A 20056-nucleotide genomic window follows, 5' to 3' on the forward strand; every position below is an offset into this window, starting at 1 on the left:
GGCCACCCGCCGCAGTGCGGCCTGCTCCGCCAGCAGCGCCTGGGTCGCCTGCTGGCTGTCCCGCAGCGAGCCGATGAGCCGCTGGCGGTCCACGGCGCTGCGCAGGATCCCGGTCAGCGCCGGGCCGAGGCTCTCGCGGAGCCGGTCCACCGTCGCCGGCGGGGTGGTGTCCGGGACGACGAGCCGCCCCACGTCGCCGAGCACGATGACACCGGAGCCGGGCTCGGCACCGAGCTCGATCGACGCGGAGGCGAGGCCGAACCGGGCCGCCAGGTGCCGCGAACCGGCCTGCAGCCCGGCCGGCAGCTCGTCCGGGCCGAGGATGAGGCGCGCGACCTCGGCGGCCGTGCCCGCGTCGGCCGACCGTGCCCGGGCGAGGTTGGCCAGTCCCGCGCTCACCAGGGCGACGAGCGAGAGGACCGCGAACCGCTGGAGGTCCTGGAACACGGTCGGGTGCGGGCCGCCCGGCGGGGCGAGCAGGAGCGCGAACGCCACCGTGCTGGCCAGCGCGGCGGCGACGCCGAGCAGCCCGCCCCACACAGTCGCCAGGACCAGCACGCCGAGCGCGTAGATCGGGGCACTCGGCTGGCTCTGCAGCCCGGCGGCCCGCAGCAGGGCCAGCGCAGCCGTCTCCAGCGTGACGACCACCGCCGCCACGGCGACGCCGACCGACAGCGGTGGCGGAGTCGCCGGCAGCAGGCAGCACATCAGCCGGCGCCGGACGGCGTAGCTCACCGTCATGCAGCCTCCAAGGCGGCTCCAAGGCACCAGAGCCGGGCCGGTTCCCGCCGGTCCGGAAGGCACACGTCCGACCGTTCGCCTGCCCGGCGGACATCACCACCACCCGCCGGGGGTGACATCGGTCCCGGGCCGGCCGGGCCGTACGGCCCTGGCGGCGCCGGCGCATCACGGGTTCAGTGGAAGAAAAGGGAGGCGACGCTCATGAACACCGCATACGAGCTGCTGGCCGCGCACCCGTTCATGGCGGGCATCCCCGACCGGTTCCTGAGCCGGATGGCGCTGTACTCGCACCGGGCCGTGTTCCACGCCGGCGCCCGCGTCTTCAACGAGGGCGGGCACGCCGACCGGTTCTGGCTGATCCGGGACGGCCGGGTCGACCTCGACGCCACGGCTCCCGGCCGGGGCCGCATCGTCATCGACACGATCGAGGCCGGCCAGGTCCTCGGCTGGTCGTGGCTGTTCCCGCCGTACCGCTGGCACTTCGGCGCCTCGGCCGCCGGCCCGGTGCTCGCCGTCGCGCTCGACGGGCCCGGCATCCGGGCGCTGTGCGCCGCCGAGCCCGCGCTCGGCCACGACCTGACGACGCGGCTCATGCAGGTCGTCGTGGCCCGCATGCAGGCCACCCGGGCCCGCCTGCTCGACCCGGGTGCCGCGCCCCGGGCGGAGGGCACGGAGGCCTACTCGGTCTGAGCGCGAGGTGGCCGACGTGGTCGGGGCCGCCCGCCTGCCGTGCCCGTGACCGGCGGGCTCAGCGCGGCGGCGGGCGCTCCCCCGAGCCGCGCACGACGAGCTCGACGCCGACGGTGACGGTCTGCACGGGCCGCGCGTGGTCGGCGGCCCGCTGGCGCAGCAGGTCGATCGCGGTACGCCCGATGGTCTCGCTGTCCTGGGCGATCACCGTGAGGGCCGGTCGGAGCAGGTCGGCCAGGGGGAAGTCGTCGAAGCCGACGACGGCCACCGTCGCCGCCGCGGGGCCGAGGTGGCGCAGCACCTCGAACGTCGTGGAGGCGTTGCCGGTGATGAGGGCGGTCGCCGGGTCCGGGCCGTGCAGGACCGCATCGAGCACAGCACGGATGCGGGCGGGTTCCACGGCACCCGGGTGGGTCAGGCCGGTGACCGGTTCGCCGGTCGCGGCCATGCAGGCCCGGAACGCAGCGGCGCGCTCGTGGCCGGTGAAGATGCGCTCCTGGTCGCCGATGTAGGCGATGCGGCGGTGCCCGTGGGCGCGCAGGTGCCGGAACGCGGTGCCGATGCCGGCGGCGTTGTCGGAGACGACCGTGTCGACCGTGATGCCACCGGCGGGGCGGTCGAACGCGACGACCGGCGTGCCCGCCTCGAGCTCGGGGCCGAGGTACTGGTGGTTGTCCCCGACCGGCTCCAGGACGATCCCGTCGAGGTGCCGCCCGCACATCGAGATGACCACCTCGCGCTCCCGGTCGACCTCGTCGGCGGTCGCCGTGGCGTGCACGGTGAAGCCGTGCGCGCGGGCCGCGGCGTCCAGCGAGCCGAGCACCGGGTGACCGGCCGAGAGGTTGCGCACCGCCGCGCCGATGAGCCCGCTCCGGCCGCCGCGCAGCTGCCGGGCCCGCTCGTCCGGGGTGTAGCCGAGCACCGAGATGGCCGCCCGGACCCGGTTGACGAACTCGGCGCCGACCGTGGGGTCCTCGTTGACGACCCGGGAGACGGTGCGCAGCGCGACTCCGGCGTGCTGGGCGACGTCGTTCATGGTCGGCCGCTTGCGACGGGCCATTCGACTCCCTTCGAAGTGGAGAGCAGCGTAGCGCGCGAGATTCATCCCATGTGTCAACGCTGAGGCACCCAAGATAACGTTATCTCGGGTTTTGTAAACCATTGACATCCGATGTTTGGCGGTCGTATGGTCCCCACACCACCCCACCGGCGCCAAGGAGGCGCCAGGCCGGGCCGACGTTATCTCGCCCGGAATCCGTCCAGGAGGCACCCGTGCACCGTCGCGAGTTCCTGATCTCCGCCCTGTCCACCGCCGCGCTCGCCGCCGTCGCCGGCTGCTCCCCCGGCGAGTCGAAGGACGGCACCACGCTCACGTTCCTCACGTTCGAGACCCCGGCGCTGACCGCCAAGTTCTGGGACGACTCGATCGCCGACGCCACCAAGAACCTCGGCGGCGTCTCGGTCAAGAAGATCGTCGCGCCGACCAGCGACCGCAACGCCTACGCCAAGCAACTGCAGGCCTCCGGCCAGTTCCCCGACGTCCTCGCCTCGATCAACCCGAAGGACTTCCTCGAGGCCGGCCTGCTCCAGCCGTACGACCAGGGCTGGCTCGACGCCAACTTCCTGCAGCCCAACGGCAACGCCATCAACGGCAAGACGTACATCCCGCCGACCAACTCGCAGATCCTGCCGATGGTCTTCTACAACAAGGAGATCTTCGCGAAGAACAACCTGCAGGTGCCGACCACCTGGGCCCAGTTCGCCGACGTCGCGAACAAGCTCAAAGCAGGCGGGGTCACCCCGATCCAGCTCGCCGGCGCCGAGCCGTGGTCGGCCAGCATGCCGCTCGTCGGACTGGTCAGCGCCCACGTCCTCGGCAAGAACCCCAACTGGATCAAGGACCGCTACGCGAACACGGTGAAGTTCACCGACGCCGACATGGTCGCCGCCGTCACCCGGCAGCGCGACCTGGTCAAGGCCGGCGCGTTCGGCAACGGCGCGCTCGGCGTGAACTACAACGACGCCAACAAGCAGTTCCTGGACGGCAAGTCCGGCATGTACCTCATGGGCAGCTGGTTCATCGGCCAGATCAGCGCCGCGCAGGCCGCCGGCTTCGGCGCCTTCCTGCTGCCGACCGACGACGGCAAGCCGGTCGTGCCGTTCAACGTCGGCGGCACCACGAGCGTCAACGCCAAGTCGCCCAACGCCGCCAAGGCCGCCGAGTTCGCCAAGGCGTGGTCGCTCTCGCCGAACAACCTGAAGACCCTCATCGAGACCGACGGGGCCTTCCCCATGCTCAAGACCGTCAAGCTGGAGGACTTCGGCGCGAAGGTCACACCGGTGTTCACCGACTGCTACAAGTACGTGCAGGAGAGCAACACGAAGGTGAGCTCGGTCGGCTGGGTCAACAACGACGACGCCATGCCGCCCGGGGTCTCCGACCTGTTCTACGCGCTGTCGCAGCAGCTGTTCACCAACGACGACGTCAAGGCCCAGCTCGCCGCCCTCGACACGGCCTGGGACAAGGCCGTCAAGCAGTGAAGGGCCGAGCTGGACGAGGCCTCGCCCCCGTCGCCTGGCTCGCGATCCTCCTCTATGTGCTGTTCCTGCTGTACCCCCTGGGCCGCAGCCTGTTCCTCAGCTTCACCGACCGCAACCCGCTCAAGGCCGACAGCACGTTCGTCGGCCTGCGCAACTATGCGGACCTCTTCGACGACGACCGGCTGCTCGCGACACTCAAGTTCACGCTGCTGGTCGTCGTCGTGGTCACCCTCGTCGCCAACGTGTTCGGGCTGGCGTTCGCGCTGCTGCTCAACCGCGACACCCGCAACTACCGGGTGATGCGGACGCTGGTGTTCGTCCCGCAGGTGCTCTCCGGCGTCATCGTCGCGTTCATCTGGCGCAGCATCCTCACCCAGAACGGCCTGCTCAACGCGGCGCTCGCCCAGGTGGGCCTGACGAGCGACACCGCGTGGCTCGGCAGCACGAACCTCGCCACGCTGTCGATCTGCGCGGTGGTGAGCTGGATGACGATCGCGTTCGCCACCGTCGTGTACTCGGCGGCGCTGCGCACGGTGCCGCCGGAGCTCTACGAGGCCGCGCGGGTCGACGGCGCCGGCGCGTTCGAGCGGTTCCGCGCGGTCACGCTGCCGATGATCGCGCCGGGCATGACGATCAACGTCGTCCTCTGCCTGATCACGACGTTCAAGCTGTACGACGTCATCGCGGTGCTGACCGGCGGCGGCCCCGCGAACACCACCCAGTCGACGGCGTACTACCTGCTCGAGGCCGCGTTCACGCAGAACCTCTTCGGCTACTCCTCGGCGATCGCGATGCTGCTGCTCGCGCTGACCGCCGGGATCGCCTACACCGTCACGTTCCTGCTCCGCAGACGGGAGGTCCGGCTGTGACCCGCCGCCGGTTCCACACGGGCTTCGCCTGGCTGGCGACGCTGCTGTTCTGCCTGCCGATCTACCTGGCCCTCGTCAACGCGTTCAAGGACCAGCGGCAGATCCTCGCCAACCCGGCCGCACCGCCGGCCCCGTTCACGTTCGGCAACCTGACCCGGGCCCTGCAGCGCCCGGACCTGCTCGTGCAGGCCGGGCTCATCAACTCGGTCGTCGTCACGGCCGCGTCGGTGATCATCCTGATCCCGCTGTCCAGCGCCGTGAGCTTCTACATCTCGGAGCGCTCACGGCGCTGGAAGGCGCTCCTGCTGGCGATGTTCGCGCTCGGCCTGATGGTGCCGCCCCAGGTGGTGCTCCTGCCGATCGTCGGACTGCTCCAGTCGGTCGGGCTCCAGCACACGTACACCGGGCTCGTGCTGTCCAACGTGGGCGGCGGGTACCTGTCGTTCGCCGTGTTCGTCTACGTCGGCTTCCTGCGCGGCGTGCCCCGCGAGGTGATCGAGGCGGCCCGCGTCGACGGCGCCTCCGACCTGCGGGTCTGGTGGCAGGTGGTGTTCCCGATGGTGCGCCCGGCGACCGCGACCGTGGCCATCTTCCTCGGCCTGTGGGTGTGGAACGACTTCCTCAACCCGCTGTTCATCCTCGGCCCGCTCAAGGGCCAGACCATCACGACCGGTGTCTACCTCTCCGTCGGCACCTACTCGACCGACTACGGCCAGCTCTTCGGCATCATGTTCCTCGCCGCGATCATCCCGGTGATCGGCTACCTGGTCAGTCAGCGCGAGTTCATCCACGGCCTGATGTCAGGAGCCTCGAAGTGATCCGGAAATGATCCCCCCGCTGGACGACCTCGCCGGCGACTGGCTCGGCCGCGGCGACCTGGCGCACCTGCCGTCGCTGCGCAACCAGTGGGGCCAGGCCCACGTCAACGACGACCTCACGTCGCTGTCCTGGCTCGCGATGCCACCGTACAGCGGGGGCTACCACACCGGCGTCCTGCGCGTCGACGGCCGGACCGTCCGCGCCGACCGGCTGCGCTGGGCCCCGTGGGGCGTGCGGCGGGCCGGTGCCGCCGGCGACCTGGCGGTGGAGACCGACACCCGGCTCGGCTACGAACAGCACGCCGCCTACTGGCGCACGAGGCTCGTCAACCGGGGTGCGGAGCCGGTCGCCGTCACCGTCGAGCAGGAGCTGTTCGCGCCGATCGCGCACAGCGACGTCGACTGGGGCTGGCTCTACGGCACCCCGTGGAGCGCCGGGCACCACCACGACTACTACACCACCGAACGCATCCGGGCCGAGGTCCTCGCCGACGCCCCGCGCCACGCGCACCTGCTCGCCGCCGACCCGCGCCGGCTGCGGCTCGGCAGCCCGCGCATCCCCGGCATCCAGCGCGACGAGGACACCGCGCCGATGCTGCTGGAGACCGAACTGCCGGACCACTCCACCGCGGACAGCGGCCGCACCCGGGCGCCGTCGGTCCTCGCGTCGGTGCGGGCGATCACGGCGCTGCCCGAGACCGGCCGCCCGACGATCGTCGCCGGGGTGTTCGAGCTGGCCGGGCGCACCGCCGAGCGGCGCCTCGAACCGGTCGCGCTCGGCCCGGGCGCGGTGCTGCGGTTCGAGGTGCGGCCCGCCGCGGACGGCGAGACCGGCGTGATCCTGACCCACGGCAACCACCCCGACTCGGTCCAGTTCGGCCTGGCCGACGGGCGGCCGTGGCTGCGGGTCGCCGGGGAGCTCGTGGTCGCCGAGCGACCGCTGCGGGCCGGGCAGTGGCACCGGCTCGCCGCCCGGATCACCGGCGACGGGGCCGAGCTCAGCGTCGACGGCGTCCCCGTCGCCTGGACCCAGCCGTGGTGGGGCGCCCAGCGCTGGACGTCCACCGTGGACGACGGGGTCGTGGTCGTCGACGACCGGCGCAGCCCCGCGGTGTCCGCCTACGGGTTCGCGGCCGCCCCCGACGAGCTCGTGCTGCACGGCGGCGGGGCGGTGGCCCGGTGGTTCGTCACCGTGGAGCCCGATGCCGCCGTGGAGCTGGGTGTGGTACTGGCGGTGTCGCGCGACCGGGCGCGCTCGGTCACGGCGGCGGCCGCCGCCGCGGCCCGGTTCGACGAAGCCGTCGCGGCCGTCGCCGACCGGTGGCGGGCGACGTGGACGAGCGCCTTCACGCCCGGCAACGCCGAGTTCTCCGGCCACCTGCCCACCCTGACCGGCGCACCCGCCGGGCTGGCCCGCACCTACTACCTCGGTGCGCTGCTCGCGATCTACCTGCGCAACACCGGGGTGAGCCCGATCGGGCCGGTGTTCCTCACCGGCGGGCCGCGGCTCGGCCCCACGACGACCTTCTTCTGGGACCAGTCGGAGTGGGTGCACACCGCGGCACTGCTGGAGCCGGCCGGGCTGCGCGCGTGGATCCTCGCCGCGCTGGCCCAGCCGTACGACCACTGCCACTCGTTCGACACCCGCAACCTGCTGCCGGTCGGCAACCACTACGCGGCCAACGACCACGCGCTGTTCCGCACGGTCCAGGGCTACGTCGGGGTGACCGGTGACGTCGAGCTGCTCGGTGAGAAGGCCGGTGACGCGACCGTCCTGGACCACCTGCGGGCGATGGCGTACCGGCCCCGGCAGCGGCGGGCCGCGTTCGGCGCCGGCGTCCTCGTCGACCTCGGCCGCGACCCGTGGGAGCTGCTGGAGTGCGTGCCGAACTACCGCGACGCGGTGGTGTCGTTCAACGCCGGCTACGCGGGCATGCTGCGCGCGCTCGCGGTGCTGCTGCGCCGCCTCGACCCGGACCTTGCCGAGGAGGCCGCGCGGGCCGACACCGACGCGGACGAGCTGACGGCGGCGGTCCTCGGGCAGTACGCGGGCGGCGGCCGGTGGCGCATCGCCCACCCCGAGGGCGACGAGACGATCGGGCACGTCCTCGACTTCGTGTTCGTCGCCGCCGAGCTGGCCGAGGACCTCACCCCGGCGATGCGCGACGAGATGGTCCGGTTCGTCGCCGACCACCTGCTCGACGGCGACTGGATGCGGGCGCTGTCCCCCGACGACCCGGTCGCGCCGCGCTCCGACCGGCCCGACCACGGCGCCGCCGGCGCGTTCGGCGCGTGGCCCGGCGCCACCGCCTACGGCCTGACCCGGCTCGGCCGGCCGGACCTCGCCGTGGGGCTGCTGTCCCGCCTGCACGCCGCCGCGTCCGGCGCGGTGTGGGGCCAGGCGATGGAGGCCGTCGGCGGCGGCCGGTTCCGGGTCGCCGAGCGCGGCGTCGCCAACCGGGACAGCAACGCCGGCGTCGCCGCCACCGAGGCGATCCTGGCCGGCCTGTTCGGCCTGCACGCCGGCTTCGCCGGGCCGTCCCACCGGCCCCCGGCGCCGGGCACCGGCACCCTCCACAACGTCCGGACAACCCTCTGAACGACCGCTCATCGGCAGCACATCCGATCGTCCCGCCAGATGAAAGGAGCGATGCACCATGCCCGTCACCAGACGCAGGGTCACCGCCGCCGCGACCGGCCTGCTGGCCGCCGGCGTCACGGCCTTCGTCGCCGTCGCCGCGCCCGACGCGCGGGCGGCGACGCCGAACCCGGCCCAGCAGTGGACCGAGGTGCAGAACCTGGTCGGCCCCATCCGGGGCGTGTGGACCAACCAGAGCTACGCCGGCGCGGTCAGCCGGTCGATGCCGGACACGGCGCTGCTCGGCAACGGTGACATCGGCGTCACCTCCGGCGGCGGCACCGGCTACAAGACGTTCTACGTGTCGAAGGGCAACTTCTGGGCCGGCAACCCGAACCCCTCGTTCGTCGCCCTCGGCGGCGTCACCGTCGCACCGGTCGCCACCACCCCCGCGGGGAACCTGGCGCTCGGCGCGACCGCCACCGCCTCCAGCTCCCACCCGAGCTTCCCGCCGCCGCGGGCCGTCAACGGCCAGTGGACCAGCGGCTACGAGGGCTGGGTGTCGGAGGTCGGCAAGCCGCAGACCCTCACGCTCGACCTCGGCAGCGCCAGGACGTTCAACCGGTACCTCATCCGCCACGACGGCGCCGCCCGCCCGGCCGAGACGGCCAACAACACGAAGAACTGGACGCTGCAGGTGTCCGCCAACGGCACGTCATGGTCCACCGTGGACACCGTCACGAACAACACCGCGTCCACGACCGACCGCACCATCGCCACGCAGAACCTGCGGTACCTCCGGCTGAACATCACCGAACCCACCCAGGGCACCACGGCCGACTCGCAGGCCAACCCCCGGGGCCGCATCGGCCAGCTGGAGCTCTACGGGCCGGGGTCCGGGCCGACCACGCCGCCGGCGGGCCCGTTCCGCGAGGAGCAGAACATCCTGCAGGGCGACGTCGACACCACGATGACCCTCGGCGGGCAGCCGGTGACGATGAAGACCTGGACGGCCGCGAACGACAACCTCGTGGTCACCCAGATCCGGTCCACCGGCACGGCCACCGTGTCGCTGAAGGCCGAGACGTTCGCCGGCGCCGCCGACGCGCGGTCCGGCTTCACCAACACCGCCGGGGTCAGCGGCCAGACCACGTGGGCGACCCGGCGCACCCCGTCGGGCACCAACTGGGTGTCGGAGGCGTCCCTGGCCACCCGGCTCATCGGCGGCACCGGCACCGCGTCCGCGTCCGGCGCGACCGCCCGGCTCACCTTCGACCTCGCGCCCGGCCAGACCGTCCGGCTGGTCACCGCGGTCGCCGGCGGCGGGCAGAACCCGACGGGGACGGCCGCCGCGGCCCAGTCGCTCGTGGGCGCGCAGAGCGGCGGCTCGCTCGACACGCAGTACACCACCCACCTCGAATGGTGGAAGCAGTACTGGCTCAAGTCGTACCTCAACGTCGGCGACGACGTCCTGCACCGGTACTACTACGGCGCGCTGTACCTGCTCGGCTCGTCGATCCGCGCGGGCCGGATGTCACCGGGCCTCTACGGCATCTGGGCGACCAGCGACTCGCCCCAGTTCAGCGGCGACATGCACCTCAACTACAACTACATGGCCAACTTCTACGGCGTGTACTCGGCGAACCGCACCGAGCTGGCCCTGCCGTACTTCGACCTGATCGGCGCCTACGTGCCCGAGGCGCGGCGGCGGGCCCGCCAGGACCTGAACCGGGTCAAGCCGGACTACGTGTCGGGCCGCTTCCCGAGCGGCGGCGTGCCGGCCGGGCTGCTGTTCCCCGTCGGCATCGCGCCCTACGGATCGACCGCCGACAACAACTACCACCAGCAGGTCGGCAACGCGCTGTTCGCGGCGACGCAGTACGTCGCGTACTACGACTACACCCGCGACCGGGCGTTCCTGCAGAACACGGCGTACCCGTTCCTGAAGGAGGTGGCGGCGTTCTTCCAGTCGTGGCTGGAGTTCGACGGCCAGCGCTACCACCTGTGGTCCGGCCCGCACGAGGGCACCTGGGGCCGCAACTCCAGCCCCGATCTCGGCCTGCTGCGCTACGTCCTGGCCTCGCTGGTCGCGGCCTCGACCGAGCTCAACGTCGACGCCGCGCTGCGCACCACGTGGCAGGACATCCTCAACCGGCTGGCGCCGACCCCGACGACGACGTACAACGGGCAGACGGTGTTCGCGCTGGCCGACGCGGGCACGATGCAGAGCTCCGACACCCGGCTCATCCACCCGGGCGACAACACGGTGAACCTGGAGTTCATCCACCCCGGCGAGGTCCTCGGCCTGGCATCGTCCGCGGCTGACCGGCAGGTCGCCGTCAACACGCTGAACGCGATGAACTCGTGGGGCCAGGACAACAGCTTCCCGAAGGTGTTCACGCAGGCGGCCCGCGTCGGCTACCCGGCCACGACGCTGATCGACCAGCTGAAGGGCCAGATCAACCAGAAGCTCGGCCCGAACCTGCGCATCGTGGACCCGTTCCACGGCCTGGAGAAGACGGGCGCGGTGGAGGCCGTCGACAACCTGCTCCTGCAGAGCGACAACGGCGTGATCCGCGTCTTCCCGGTCTGGCCGGCGTCGCGCAACGCCCGCTTCGTGAACCTGCGGGAGAAGGACGCGTTCCTGGTGTCGAGCGAGCTCACCGGCGGCCAGGTGGTGTACGTGGACATCGTGAGCCAGGCGGGACGGCCGGCTGCGCTGCTGAGTCCGTGGGGCACCCGCCCGGTGACGGTCACCCGAGCCGGCGGCGGCACGGTGGCCCACACGGTGACCAACGGCACCATCACCTTCCCGACCCAGACGGGCGCGACCTACCAGATCGTGCCTGCCTGACCGGGAACGGTGGCGGGCCGGCGCTAGGGCAGCGCCGGCCCGCCACCACCGCCCACCGCCACCCACGGCCCGCGGCCACCACGGCCCGCCACCACCACGGCCCGCGACCACCGCCACCCACGGCCCGCCACCGCCACCCACGGCCCGCCACCGCCGCGGCCCACGGTCCGCCACCACCACCCGCGGCCCGCCACCACCACCCACGGCCCGCCACCACCGCGGCCCGCCGCCCACGGCGGCCATCACCCGCCACCCGCGGCCCGCCACCACCGCTACGGCGCCGACGAGCCCGGCATGACGAGGCCCGACTCGTAGGCGAGGATCACGGCCTGGGCCCGGTCGCGCAGGGCGAGCTTCTGCAGCAGGTGCCGCACGTGGGTCTTCACGGTCGCCATCGAGATCACCAGCTCGGCCGCGATGTCGGCGTTCGACAGGCCGTACCCGATGAGCTGCAGCACCTCGCGCTCCCGGGCGGTGAGCCCGCCGGGGCCGGCGGCCGCCGGCGACACCCCCGGTGGCCGGGCCGGTGACCCGGCCGGGCGGGCGACGTAGTGGGCGACGAGGCGGCGCAGGACCGACTGGGCGAACAGGGCCTCGCCCGCCGCCACCGTGTGCACGGCCTCGACCAGCTGCCGGCGCCCGACGTCCTTGAGCAGGAAGCCGCTGGCGCCGGCCCGCAGCCCGGCCAGGACGTGCTCGTCCAGGTCGAACGTGGTGAGGATGAGCACCCGGCTGTCGAGCCCGGCCTCGACGATCCGCCGGGTCGCGGCGATGCCGTCCGTGCCGGGCATGCGCACGTCCATGAGCACGACGTCGGGGCGCAGCCGCTCGGCGAGCGCGACGGCCTGCGCCCCGTCCCCGGCCTCGCCGGCGACCGCCAGGCCCTCGACCTCGAGGATGAGCCGCAGCCCGGACCGCACGACGTCCTGGTCGTCGGCGATGAGCACGCTGGTCAAAGGGCCTGTCACCCTGCCCGTCACCGGCCCTGTCACCGGGTCTGTCACCGAGCCGGTCACCGAGCCTCGATCGGCAGCCGGGCCCGCACCGCGAACCCTCCGCCGGTGTCGCTGCCGACGCGCAGTACACCGCCGTGGATGCGCACCCGCTCCCGCATCCCGACCAGGCCGTGCGCATCCGGCGACGGCACGCCCCGGGCGCCCGGGCCGCGGTCGCGCACGTCGATCTCCAGCTCGTCCGCCCGCCACCGCAGCCCGACCGTCACCGGCGCGCCGGGGGCGTGCTTGACCGCGTTGGTGAGCGCCTCCTGCACGATCCGGTAGGCCGACAGGTCGAGGCTCGCCACCAGCGGCACCGGCGTCCCGTCGACCGCCAGCTCGACCGCCTGGCCGCCGTCGCGGGCGCGGTCGAGCAGCGCGGGCAGCCGGGCCAGCCCCGGCAGCGGTTCGAGGTCGTCGTCGCCGTCGGCGGCGCGCAGCACGCCGAGCATCCGGCGCATCTCGGTGAGGGCCTGCCCGGCACTGCCGCGGATCGTCGCGAGCGGGCGCCTGGCCAGCTCGGGGTCGCACTCCAGGGCGGCCTCGGCGGCGTCGGCCTGCACGGCGACGACGCTGATCGCGTGGGCGACGAGGTCGTGCAGCTCGCGGGCGATGCGGGTGCGCTCACCGGCGACGGCGGCCCGCTCGCGGTGGTCACGCTCGCGCTCCAGGTGCGCCGCGAGCTCCTCCAGGCGCCGCTGCCGGGCCCGCTGCCGGCGCACGAGCACGCCGACCGCCGCCGGGGCCGTCACACCGACGACGGCACCGACGAAGTCCCCCACGTGCGCGGGCTGCTCCGCGGTGCCGATGACGGAGCACACGGTGCCGATGAGCACGACGGCGGCGGCCACCTGCGGGTCCGGGACCTGGGCGGTCACCGAGGAGAACAGCAGGAACGCGGCGACATACCCGACCAGGACGAACCCGTCGGTCGGCACCAGCCACACCGCCGAGCCGGCGAGCGCCGCCGCCACGGGCCGGCTGCGCCGCCAGGCGATCGGCACGGTCGACCCGGCAGCCACCAGCACGCCGACGAGCGGCGGCGCGATCGGCAGGAACACCAGGACCTGGAAGAGCGCGACGGCGGCGAGGAGGGCGGCGGCGGCCCCGTCCACAGTCGCGGGCCGCGGCCGCCAGGCAACGGCAGCGAGCACGCGACAAACGGTAGGCCGCCGGCCGGCGGGTGTCGTCAACCCCAGGGCTGAGCCCGAGTCAGCCCGGTGGCGCAGCGCGAATCTCCGCCCACGGGTCGACGCGGCCGGGCGCCCCGCCGCCGCACGATCGTCGGCGTCAACACACGTCGCACCGTCGCACTGGAGGAACACCATGAGCACCACCGCAACCGAGGCCCCCGTCGCCACCCGCAAGCGTGTCCCGATCCCGGTCCGCGCGGCCCAACTGGTGCTGCTGGTCCCGCTGGGCGCGTTCCAGCTGGCCGCGACCGTCGGCTTCTCGCTCACCACGCCGATGTCGGGCCGGGACTACGCGGTCGCCGCCTGGGCGGTGCTGATGTCCCTGGCCGGCATCGTCACCGGCCTGCGGCTCGCCCGCGGCGGGCGCGCGCCACGGGCCGCGCTGGCCCTGCTCGCCGCACAGACCGCCTTCAGCCTGGTGAAGCTGACCGTCTTCGACGAGTCGGCGTCGCTGGTCTTCCTGGCGATCGTCGCCGTCTGCGCCGGCCTGGTCGCCCTACCGGCGAGCCGGCGCCACTTCGCCGGTCCGGCCGCCCGGCCGCCGGTGTCGTGACGCATCCCTGCGGGGCACCGCCCGCCCGAGCCACGGCACTCAAACCCGGCCGTCCGCCCGGGCCTGGCCGCGCCCCGGCGGACGGTGCCCCGCAGTGTCACTCGCCCCGCAGGTGGTCCACGTCGTAGGCCGCGTTGCCGTCGAACCAGACGTACACGGCCCGCACGTCCGCCAGCGCCGTCGCGTCGCAGGACATCGCGGTCGCCAGGTCGACGTCGACCGTCGTGGTCGTGCCCGCATTGACATAGCCCCAGGTCGACTGGCACCACGTGTAGGTGTCGCCGGTCTGCACGGCGATGCTGTACGAGGTGCCGGCGGCGCCGGTGCGCAGTTCGTAACGCAGCGCCGACCGGCCGGACAGGTCGGCCCGCTCGGGCAGGCCCGCGGCACCGAACCAGCCACCGTCGGCGGTGGTGACGCGCAGGCCGAAGTCGCCCTGCGGGTGGAAGTCGGCGGTCTGCGCAAGCGTGCCCGCGTTGGACTGCCAGCTCGCCGGCGCCCAACCGTCGAGGCCGGTCTCGAACGTCGCGAGCAGCAGCGGGTCGCCCGGACGGTTCTTCACCGTGACCCGCAGTTCGGCGACGTTCGACGTCCGGCCCGCCTCGTCCCGGACGGTGTACCGCCCGGTCGCGCGGCCGACGAAGCCCGCGGCCGGCGTGAACGTCACGACCCCGGCGGTGCCGCGCGTGAACGTGCCGCCGGCGACGGTGACGCTCGTCTGCCGCCCCGCCGTGGCGGGATCGAGGTCGATCGTCGCCGGGTTGACCCGCGTGCGATACGCGACGTCGTTCAGCGCGGGGCTGAGCGTCACCGGCTCGTACCGCAAGGTCTGCGCCGCGTCGTGGTCGGCGACCGGCGGGCGCGAGCGCTGCCCGTGCCGCAGTTCGTCGCCCGCGTTGCCGATCGTGGTGCAGACGGGGCTGGGGCAGTACACGGTGAAGCCGTCGTAGTCGGGGTAGTCGGTGCCGTCGTCCTGCCCGCCGGACAGGATCCAGTAGAGGAACCCGTCGATGCGGGCCCGCACCGCCGCGTCCGTCCACTGCTTGTAGACGACGTTGCGGGTCGCCTTGTCCAGCAGCCCGAACTCGCCCAGCATCACCGGCTTGCGCAGCCGCCGCGCGAGGTCGGCGTGGGTCCCGATCCAGCGGGTGCCCCAGGCGGCGTCCCTGCCCCAGTGGTCCGGGTAGAGGTGGAACGACGCCAGGTCGATCGCCGGCAGCGCGGCGAGGGCGGCCGAGTCGACCCCGTCGGCGCAGTTCAGCGTCCAGTCGCCGCCGGACCGGTCGGTACACAGGAAGCCCTCGTCGCCGGCGCTGACGAGGTGCCGGCGGTCGATGCCGCGGATGTACCGGCTGGTCTCGTCGGCCCAGGCGGTGACGGTGGCGTCGGTGCACGACGACGAGCGCGGGTACACGCCGGAGCCGCCGCAGCGCGGCTCGTTGGCCAGTTCCCACGCCATGACCGTCGGGTCGTCCTTGTACCTGACGCCGGTCAGGCTGTTGGTGCGGTTGAGCACGTGCGCGATCCAGTCCTGATACCAGCCGCGGATGACCGGGTCGGTGTAGAACTGGTCGTGGTGGGTGCCGCCGCGCCAGCGCACGTACTGGTCCATGCCGCCGAACGCGCTCCAGTTGTTGGTCAGCGGGACGACCAGCCGGATGCCGTGGTCGCGGGCGGACTTGAGCACGTAGTCGAGGTGCTGCAGGCCGTCGGCGCCGTCGTTGTAGGCCGGGCGGGCGCCGTCCCAGTACTGGAAATAGACGCCGTTCTCCTTGTGGTGCACCGAGTTCGAGTCGTCCTGGTTGCCGATGTCCAGGAACCCCCACGTCCGCAGCACGGTGAGCCCGGCACCCGCGGCGTCGGCGAAGACGTCGTCGACCATGGCCGGGGAGCGGTACATGAGATAGTAGTTGTTCGATCCGGCGAACCGGAACGTGCGTCCGTCGAGCTTGAGGTCGGCGCCGTCGCGGACGACGAAACCGCCGCCGGGCCGGGCACCGGCGGACGCCACGCCCGCGCTCGCGACGAGCGCGAGACCGGCGAGCACAGCGCACAACCTGGCGAGAGGGCGTTTGATCATCGATCGCCTTCCTGGCGGGGGGACCAATGCGGCGTTGCGGGTGGAGCACCGGGCAGGGGTCGGCTCGCGATTCCCCCGCCCGGTGGTCACATCAGGCCGTGCCGCAGGTGGTGCCGTTGAGGGTGAAGGCCGCCGGAACACCGTTGGTCCCGGTGGTCGAGTTGCCGTTCAGGCCGAAGTTGACGCTGCCGCCGGCGGGGATGCTCGCCGACCACGACTCGTTCGTCGCGGTCACCTGCCTGCCGGCCTGCGTCGCCCTGGCGTTCCAGATGCTGTTGATGGTCTGGTTGCCGGGGAAGCTCCACACGAGCGACCAGCCGTTGACCGCCGACGTCCCGTTGTTCGTGATCGTCACGTTGGCGTTGAAGCTGCTCCCCCAGTCCGACAGTTCGTAGCGCACCCGGCAGGCGCCCGGGCTCCGCGACGCGCTCGGGGACACGCTCGGGGACACGCTCGGCGACGCGCTGGGTGACACGGAGACGCTGGGCAGGACACCGCCGCTCTTGGCGATCATGTTCGCCGAGTGCGCCCGGAACGCAGCCAGCTCCGGCGCGCCCTTCAGGACGCCGAACTTGCCGTCCACATTGGTCGCCGCGTACCACCAGAAGGCGCTCCCGTCGCCGCCCGCCGCCTCGAAGTCGGCGAACAGCGCCGTGAACCACGCGGAGCGGTCGACGTTGTGGACGTTGAACTCGCCCATGAAGAACGGCTTGCCGACGAGGTCGTGCGAGTCGGTGATCCAGGCGCGGATCAGCGTCCTGGTCTGCGCGATGCCCAGGTTGGCCCACGACTCGGTGGGGTACGGGTGGGCGGAGGTGAAGTCGACGTACGGCGACTGGTGGATATGGACGAACGGGTTGCCCTCGTCGCCGCCGAAGCCGTACCGCGACTCGTGCCCTTCGAGCCCCGTACCGAGCAGGTGGTTGGGGTCGATGCCCTTGACGAACGCGCCCATCTCGTCAACCCAGGCCCGCAGGGTGGTGCCGGAGGTGTTCTCGTTGGGCGTCTGGTTCTCGTAGCGCGGCTCGTTCATGAGCTCCCACGCCATGATCGTGGGGTCGTCCTTGTACTTCACGCCGCTGTAGTGGTTGGTGCGGTTCAGCGCGTACGAGACGTAGTTCTTGTACGAGGTGAAGCAGCCCGGGCACTTCTGCTTGTTGAAGAACTGCCCGCGGGCCGGCTGCCCGCCGGACAGACCCTCCCACTGCAGGCGGGTGTCGATGCCGCCGTAGGCCTCCCAGTAGTTCTCGAAGACCGGGATGAGCCGGATGTTGTGCGCCCGCGCGGACTCGATGACGTAGTCGAACTGCGCGAACTGCTGCTCGTTGTAGACCCCTTTCGCGGTCTCGAAGCCGTGCCAGCTCTCGTGGCTGAACATCCACAGCCGCAGCACGGTGACGTTGTCGGCGGCGAGGTTCGCCAGATGAGCGTCGATCTTGGCTTTGTCCATGTACTGCGTCTCGGTGTCGCCCGAGCCGGACCCGTACGTGAACACGTCGTAGGTGTTGGTGCCGGCGAAGTAGAACGGTTTGCCGTTGAGGCAGAAGCGGATGCCGCAGCGCTGCACGAAGGCGGTCGCGGCGCCGGCCGGTTGCGGCCCGGCCAGCACGACGACCGCCCCGGCCGCGGCCGCGAGCACGGCCACGAGCACGGCAAACCATCGGCGGGGTGTCTTGCCCATCGGTGTCCTTCGCTTCCTGAACGATCGAGCGGGCGGGGTGTGAGCCGATCGCGACCAACTAAAGCGCTTAAGCGATGGCTACCCTACGAGCCCTTGGCAGGACGGTCAAGACGGAACTTATCCGCTTCATAAGATCGATGAACGCCGTAGCCGCTCAGCAGGACCACAGCGGGCATCGGCGATACTCGGTCCGTGGCGAAGGCGGCAAGCGTCCCGGCGCGGTGGATCGTCCGGTCGGCCTGGCGGCTCCACCGCGGCATCCACCGGTACAGCGGCGGCCGGCTCGGCCTGTGGCGCCCACGCCCCGGCCGCTGGGGCACGCTGCGCCTGACCGCCTCCGGCCGCCGCACCGGCGAGCCACGCAGCGTGATCCTCGCCTATCTCGAGGACGGCCCGAACCTGCACATGCTGGCCATGAACGGCTGGGGCGCCGGCGAGCCGGTCTGGTGGCTCAACCTGCAGGCCGGCCCGGACGCCACCGTCCAGCTCAGGGGCGAGGCGCCCCGCCCGGTCCGCGCCCGCCCCGCCGCTGGAGCCGAGCGCGCCGACCTGTGGCAGCGCTGGCGCGAAGTGGACGCGAAGCTCGACGCCTACGCGGACCTACGCCCGACCGAGACCGCGGTCGTGGTGCTCGAACCCCGCTGACGCGCCCGTCCCGTGAGCGCCGCGTCCGCCTCGCGCTGCGCCGAGGCGTCGGCGCGGAACCCGTCCCGGAAGCGCCGCCAGAAGGCCGCGTCGACGCGGAACAGGTCGACGGCCTCCGCTACCCGTCCCGCGCGGATCAGGAGCATCGCCGCGCCGGTCGCCGGCGGGAAACGCGACGACGGTACGCACGCCTACCACCACACCATGCCCTGGCCGTGGCCGCGGGTCCAGGCGAGCGGGCGGCCGTCGAGGGCGAGCACGTTGTGCAGCGCGCCGTCCGGCGGCGCCGGCAGGTCGCCGAGCGGCAGGACGTCGGGGGCCTCGACCGAGATCCAGTGACCCGGCAGCGACCGCACCAGGTCGGCGAACGCGGTCCGGCGGGCGGGCGGCACCTGGTACAGCACCGACGTGTGGAACACGACCAGCGTCGCGTCCGCCGGGGCCCGCGCGGCCAGCGCCGCCAGGTCGTCCACGAGGTCGCCGCGGACCAGCAGCGGCGGGTCCGCGGCCGCGATCGCCGCCGCGGCGCGCAGGCGGTCGCGGCGGTGCCGGTGCTCCGGCCAGATCAGCGCCTCCAGCCAGGCGAGGTCGGCGGGGTCGGTGACGTCGAGCGGGTTGAGGTCCAGGCCGGCCCGCCAGGCGACCTCCGGCCGGCGGTCGGGCGGTTCGGCGCCGGTGAGGTCGCAGTCGAGGACCGGTTCGCCGGTGCCGATGCGGTGGCCGCGGTACCGGTACGCGTACCGGTCCGGGTACAGCCCGAGCCCGGCGGCGCAGCCGACCTCGAGCAGCGCCAGGGGCTGCGGCAGGCCGGCGAGCACGGGCAGCAGCAGCGCGCATCGCCCGGCCTCGTTGGTCTGCGTGGCGCGGCTGCGCAGCCCCGCCTCGACCGCCGGCCAGTTCGCGACCGTGAAGTCGTGAAAAGCCTCGAAGCGCTCCACGGTACCGCCGAGCAGCCGCACGACACCCAGGAGCAGGTTCGGCTGGCGCTTGTCCGCCGGCACGGTCTCCAGCAGTGCCAGGAGGTCGTCGTCGCGGGCGATCGCCAGGCACAGCCGCTCGTAGAGCGGCGACACCCCACGCGCCTCACGGACCGCGAAGTCGACGTACCGCGATGCCGTCACAGCTGCCATCCCATCAGCTCGCGGTGCGGGTCGCCACCCCCTTCGCCGGGCCGGTCGAGCCGCGGATGACGAGGTCCGCCGGGAGTTCGATCCTCGCCGGTACCCCGGGTGCGCCGCCCAGCAGGTCCAGCAGCACCGCCGCCGCCCGGTGGCCGAGGTCGGCCCACCGGTGCCGCACGACGGTGAGCTCCGGCCGGGTGAGCGCGCCGAGGCCCGCGGTGTCGAACCCCGCGACGGACAGGTCCCGCGGCACGCGCAGGCCGCGCTCGTGCGCGGCGCGCAGGACGCCGGCCGCCAGCCGGTCGTCGCCGCAGACGACCGCGGTGGGCGGCTCGGCGCCGTCCAGCAACTCGTGCGCCGCGCGCCACCCCGCCGCCTCGTCGGCGGCGCCGACCAGGCGGACCCGGTGCGGCTCGGGCACGACGGCGAGCCAGCTGTGCGGCGGTGCCGCGTCCGCGGCGCCGGCGACCGCGGCGACCCGGCGGTGGCCGAGCCCGATCAGGTGCGTCACGACGCTGCGGGCCCCGGCGCGCTGGTCGGACCACACCGCGGCGCCATCACGCCGCGACGGGGGCCGGGTGTCGACGAGCACGCAGGGGTCGCGCACCGGCTCGGCCGGCCCGACCAGGATCGTCCCGCGCACGCCGGCCGGGTCGGCCGGCGGCGCGCCGAGCCGGACCGCCAGACCGTGCCGGGC

General features: G+C 73.1%; 16 protein-coding genes. 8 read left to right on the forward strand and 8 right to left on the reverse strand.

Annotated elements, in window-relative coordinates; all coding sequences use genetic code 11:
• On the reverse strand, nucleotides 1-741 hold a 741-nt coding region (locus ABZS66_RS50780), incomplete at its 3' end, for a DUF4118 domain-containing protein (RefSeq protein ID WP_354770278.1).
• Nucleotides 742-942: 201 nt separating this feature from the next.
• On the opposite strand from ABZS66_RS50780, the gene ABZS66_RS50785 reads away from it, so the two are divergent.
• Nucleotides 943-1431, forward strand: a complete 489-nt coding sequence (locus tag ABZS66_RS50785) for a cyclic nucleotide-binding domain-containing protein (protein WP_354770279.1) — start codon at nucleotides 943-945, stop codon at nucleotides 1429-1431.
• A 58-nt stretch (nucleotides 1432-1489) separates the two neighbouring features.
• On the opposite strand, the gene ABZS66_RS50790 is transcribed toward ABZS66_RS50785, so the two are convergent.
• On the reverse strand, nucleotides 1490-2467 hold the full coding sequence (locus tag ABZS66_RS50790; protein ID WP_354770280.1) for a LacI family DNA-binding transcriptional regulator: 978 nt from the start codon (nucleotides 2465-2467) through the stop codon (nucleotides 1490-1492).
• Between the two features lie 236 nt (nucleotides 2468-2703).
• Here ABZS66_RS50790 and ABZS66_RS50795 point away from each other — a divergent pair, with 236 nt between their 5' ends.
• The 5 genes from ABZS66_RS50795 to ABZS66_RS50815 are packed head-to-tail and all read left to right on the forward strand — an operon-like array spanning nucleotide 2704 to nucleotide 11091.
• Nucleotides 2704-3972 (forward strand): extracellular solute-binding protein, encoded by a 1269-nt coding sequence (locus tag ABZS66_RS50795; protein WP_354770281.1) that lies wholly within the window; start codon nucleotides 2704-2706, stop codon nucleotides 3970-3972.
• Between the two features lie 56 nt (nucleotides 3973-4028).
• The gene (locus ABZS66_RS50800) at nucleotides 4029-4841 is read left to right on the forward strand and encodes a sugar ABC transporter permease (RefSeq protein ID WP_354770282.1); all 813 of its coding nucleotides are present in this window, start codon (nucleotides 4029-4031) and stop codon (nucleotides 4839-4841) included.
• On the forward strand, nucleotides 4838-5659 hold the full coding sequence (locus tag ABZS66_RS50805) for a carbohydrate ABC transporter permease (RefSeq protein WP_354770283.1): 822 nt from the start codon (nucleotides 4838-4840) through the stop codon (nucleotides 5657-5659). The genes ABZS66_RS50800 and ABZS66_RS50805 overlap by 4 nt, the downstream gene beginning before the upstream one ends.
• A gap of 7 nt (nucleotides 5660-5666) precedes the next feature.
• The gene (locus ABZS66_RS50810) at nucleotides 5667-8258 is read left to right on the forward strand and encodes a laminin G domain-containing protein (RefSeq protein ID WP_354770284.1); all 2592 of its coding nucleotides are present in this window, start codon (nucleotides 5667-5669) and stop codon (nucleotides 8256-8258) included.
• A gap of 58 nt (nucleotides 8259-8316) precedes the next feature.
• Nucleotides 8317-11091, forward strand: a complete 2775-nt coding sequence (locus ABZS66_RS50815; protein WP_354770285.1) for a discoidin domain-containing protein — start codon at nucleotides 8317-8319, stop codon at nucleotides 11089-11091.
• 272 nt (nucleotides 11092-11363) lie between these two features.
• On the opposite strand, the gene ABZS66_RS50820 is transcribed toward ABZS66_RS50815, so the two are convergent.
• Together ABZS66_RS50820 and ABZS66_RS50825 are read right to left on the reverse strand one after the other, a co-directional pair.
• Nucleotides 11364-12059: a response regulator transcription factor gene (locus tag ABZS66_RS50820; RefSeq protein WP_354770286.1), complete on the reverse strand. Its 696-nt coding sequence runs from the start codon at nucleotides 12057-12059 to the stop codon at nucleotides 11364-11366.
• A 44-nt stretch (nucleotides 12060-12103) separates the two neighbouring features.
• Nucleotides 12104-13240 (reverse strand): sensor histidine kinase, encoded by a 1137-nt coding sequence (locus tag ABZS66_RS50825; RefSeq protein ID WP_354770287.1) that lies wholly within the window; start codon nucleotides 13238-13240, stop codon nucleotides 12104-12106.
• A gap of 172 nt (nucleotides 13241-13412) precedes the next feature.
• On the opposite strand from ABZS66_RS50825, the gene ABZS66_RS50830 reads away from it, so the two are divergent.
• The gene (locus ABZS66_RS50830) at nucleotides 13413-13832 is read left to right on the forward strand and encodes a hypothetical protein (protein WP_354770288.1); all 420 of its coding nucleotides are present in this window, start codon (nucleotides 13413-13415) and stop codon (nucleotides 13830-13832) included.
• A gap of 97 nt (nucleotides 13833-13929) precedes the next feature.
• Here ABZS66_RS50830 and ABZS66_RS50835 read toward each other — a convergent pair whose 3' ends face one another.
• Together ABZS66_RS50835 and ABZS66_RS50840 are read right to left on the reverse strand one after the other, a co-directional pair.
• Nucleotides 13930-15912 (reverse strand): cellulase family glycosylhydrolase, encoded by a 1983-nt coding sequence (locus ABZS66_RS50835; protein WP_354770289.1) that lies wholly within the window; start codon nucleotides 15910-15912, stop codon nucleotides 13930-13932.
• A gap of 91 nt (nucleotides 15913-16003) precedes the next feature.
• Nucleotides 16004-17593, reverse strand: coding sequence for a cellulose binding domain-containing protein (locus tag ABZS66_RS50840; protein WP_354770290.1), 1590 nt, complete (start codon nucleotides 17591-17593; stop codon nucleotides 16004-16006).
• A gap of 192 nt (nucleotides 17594-17785) precedes the next feature.
• Here ABZS66_RS50840 and ABZS66_RS50845 point away from each other — a divergent pair, with 192 nt between their 5' ends.
• Entirely contained in the window at nucleotides 17786-18238 is a 453-nt protein-coding gene (locus tag ABZS66_RS50845; RefSeq protein WP_354770291.1) for a nitroreductase family deazaflavin-dependent oxidoreductase, read from the forward strand.
• A 191-nt stretch (nucleotides 18239-18429) separates the two neighbouring features.
• On the opposite strand, the gene ABZS66_RS50850 is transcribed toward ABZS66_RS50845, so the two are convergent.
• Complete coding sequence (locus tag ABZS66_RS50850) at nucleotides 18430-19359, reverse strand: DUF2332 domain-containing protein (RefSeq protein ID WP_354770292.1); 930 nt, start codon at nucleotides 19357-19359, stop codon at nucleotides 18430-18432.
• 13 nt (nucleotides 19360-19372) lie between these two features.
• Nucleotides 19373-20056 (reverse strand): substrate-binding domain-containing protein (locus ABZS66_RS50855; protein WP_354770293.1); only part of this gene is annotated, 684 nt, incomplete at its 5' end.

The organism is Dactylosporangium sp. NPDC005572, assembly GCF_040605515.1.
Lineage (GTDB): Bacteria > Actinomycetota > Actinomycetes > Mycobacteriales > Micromonosporaceae > Dactylosporangium.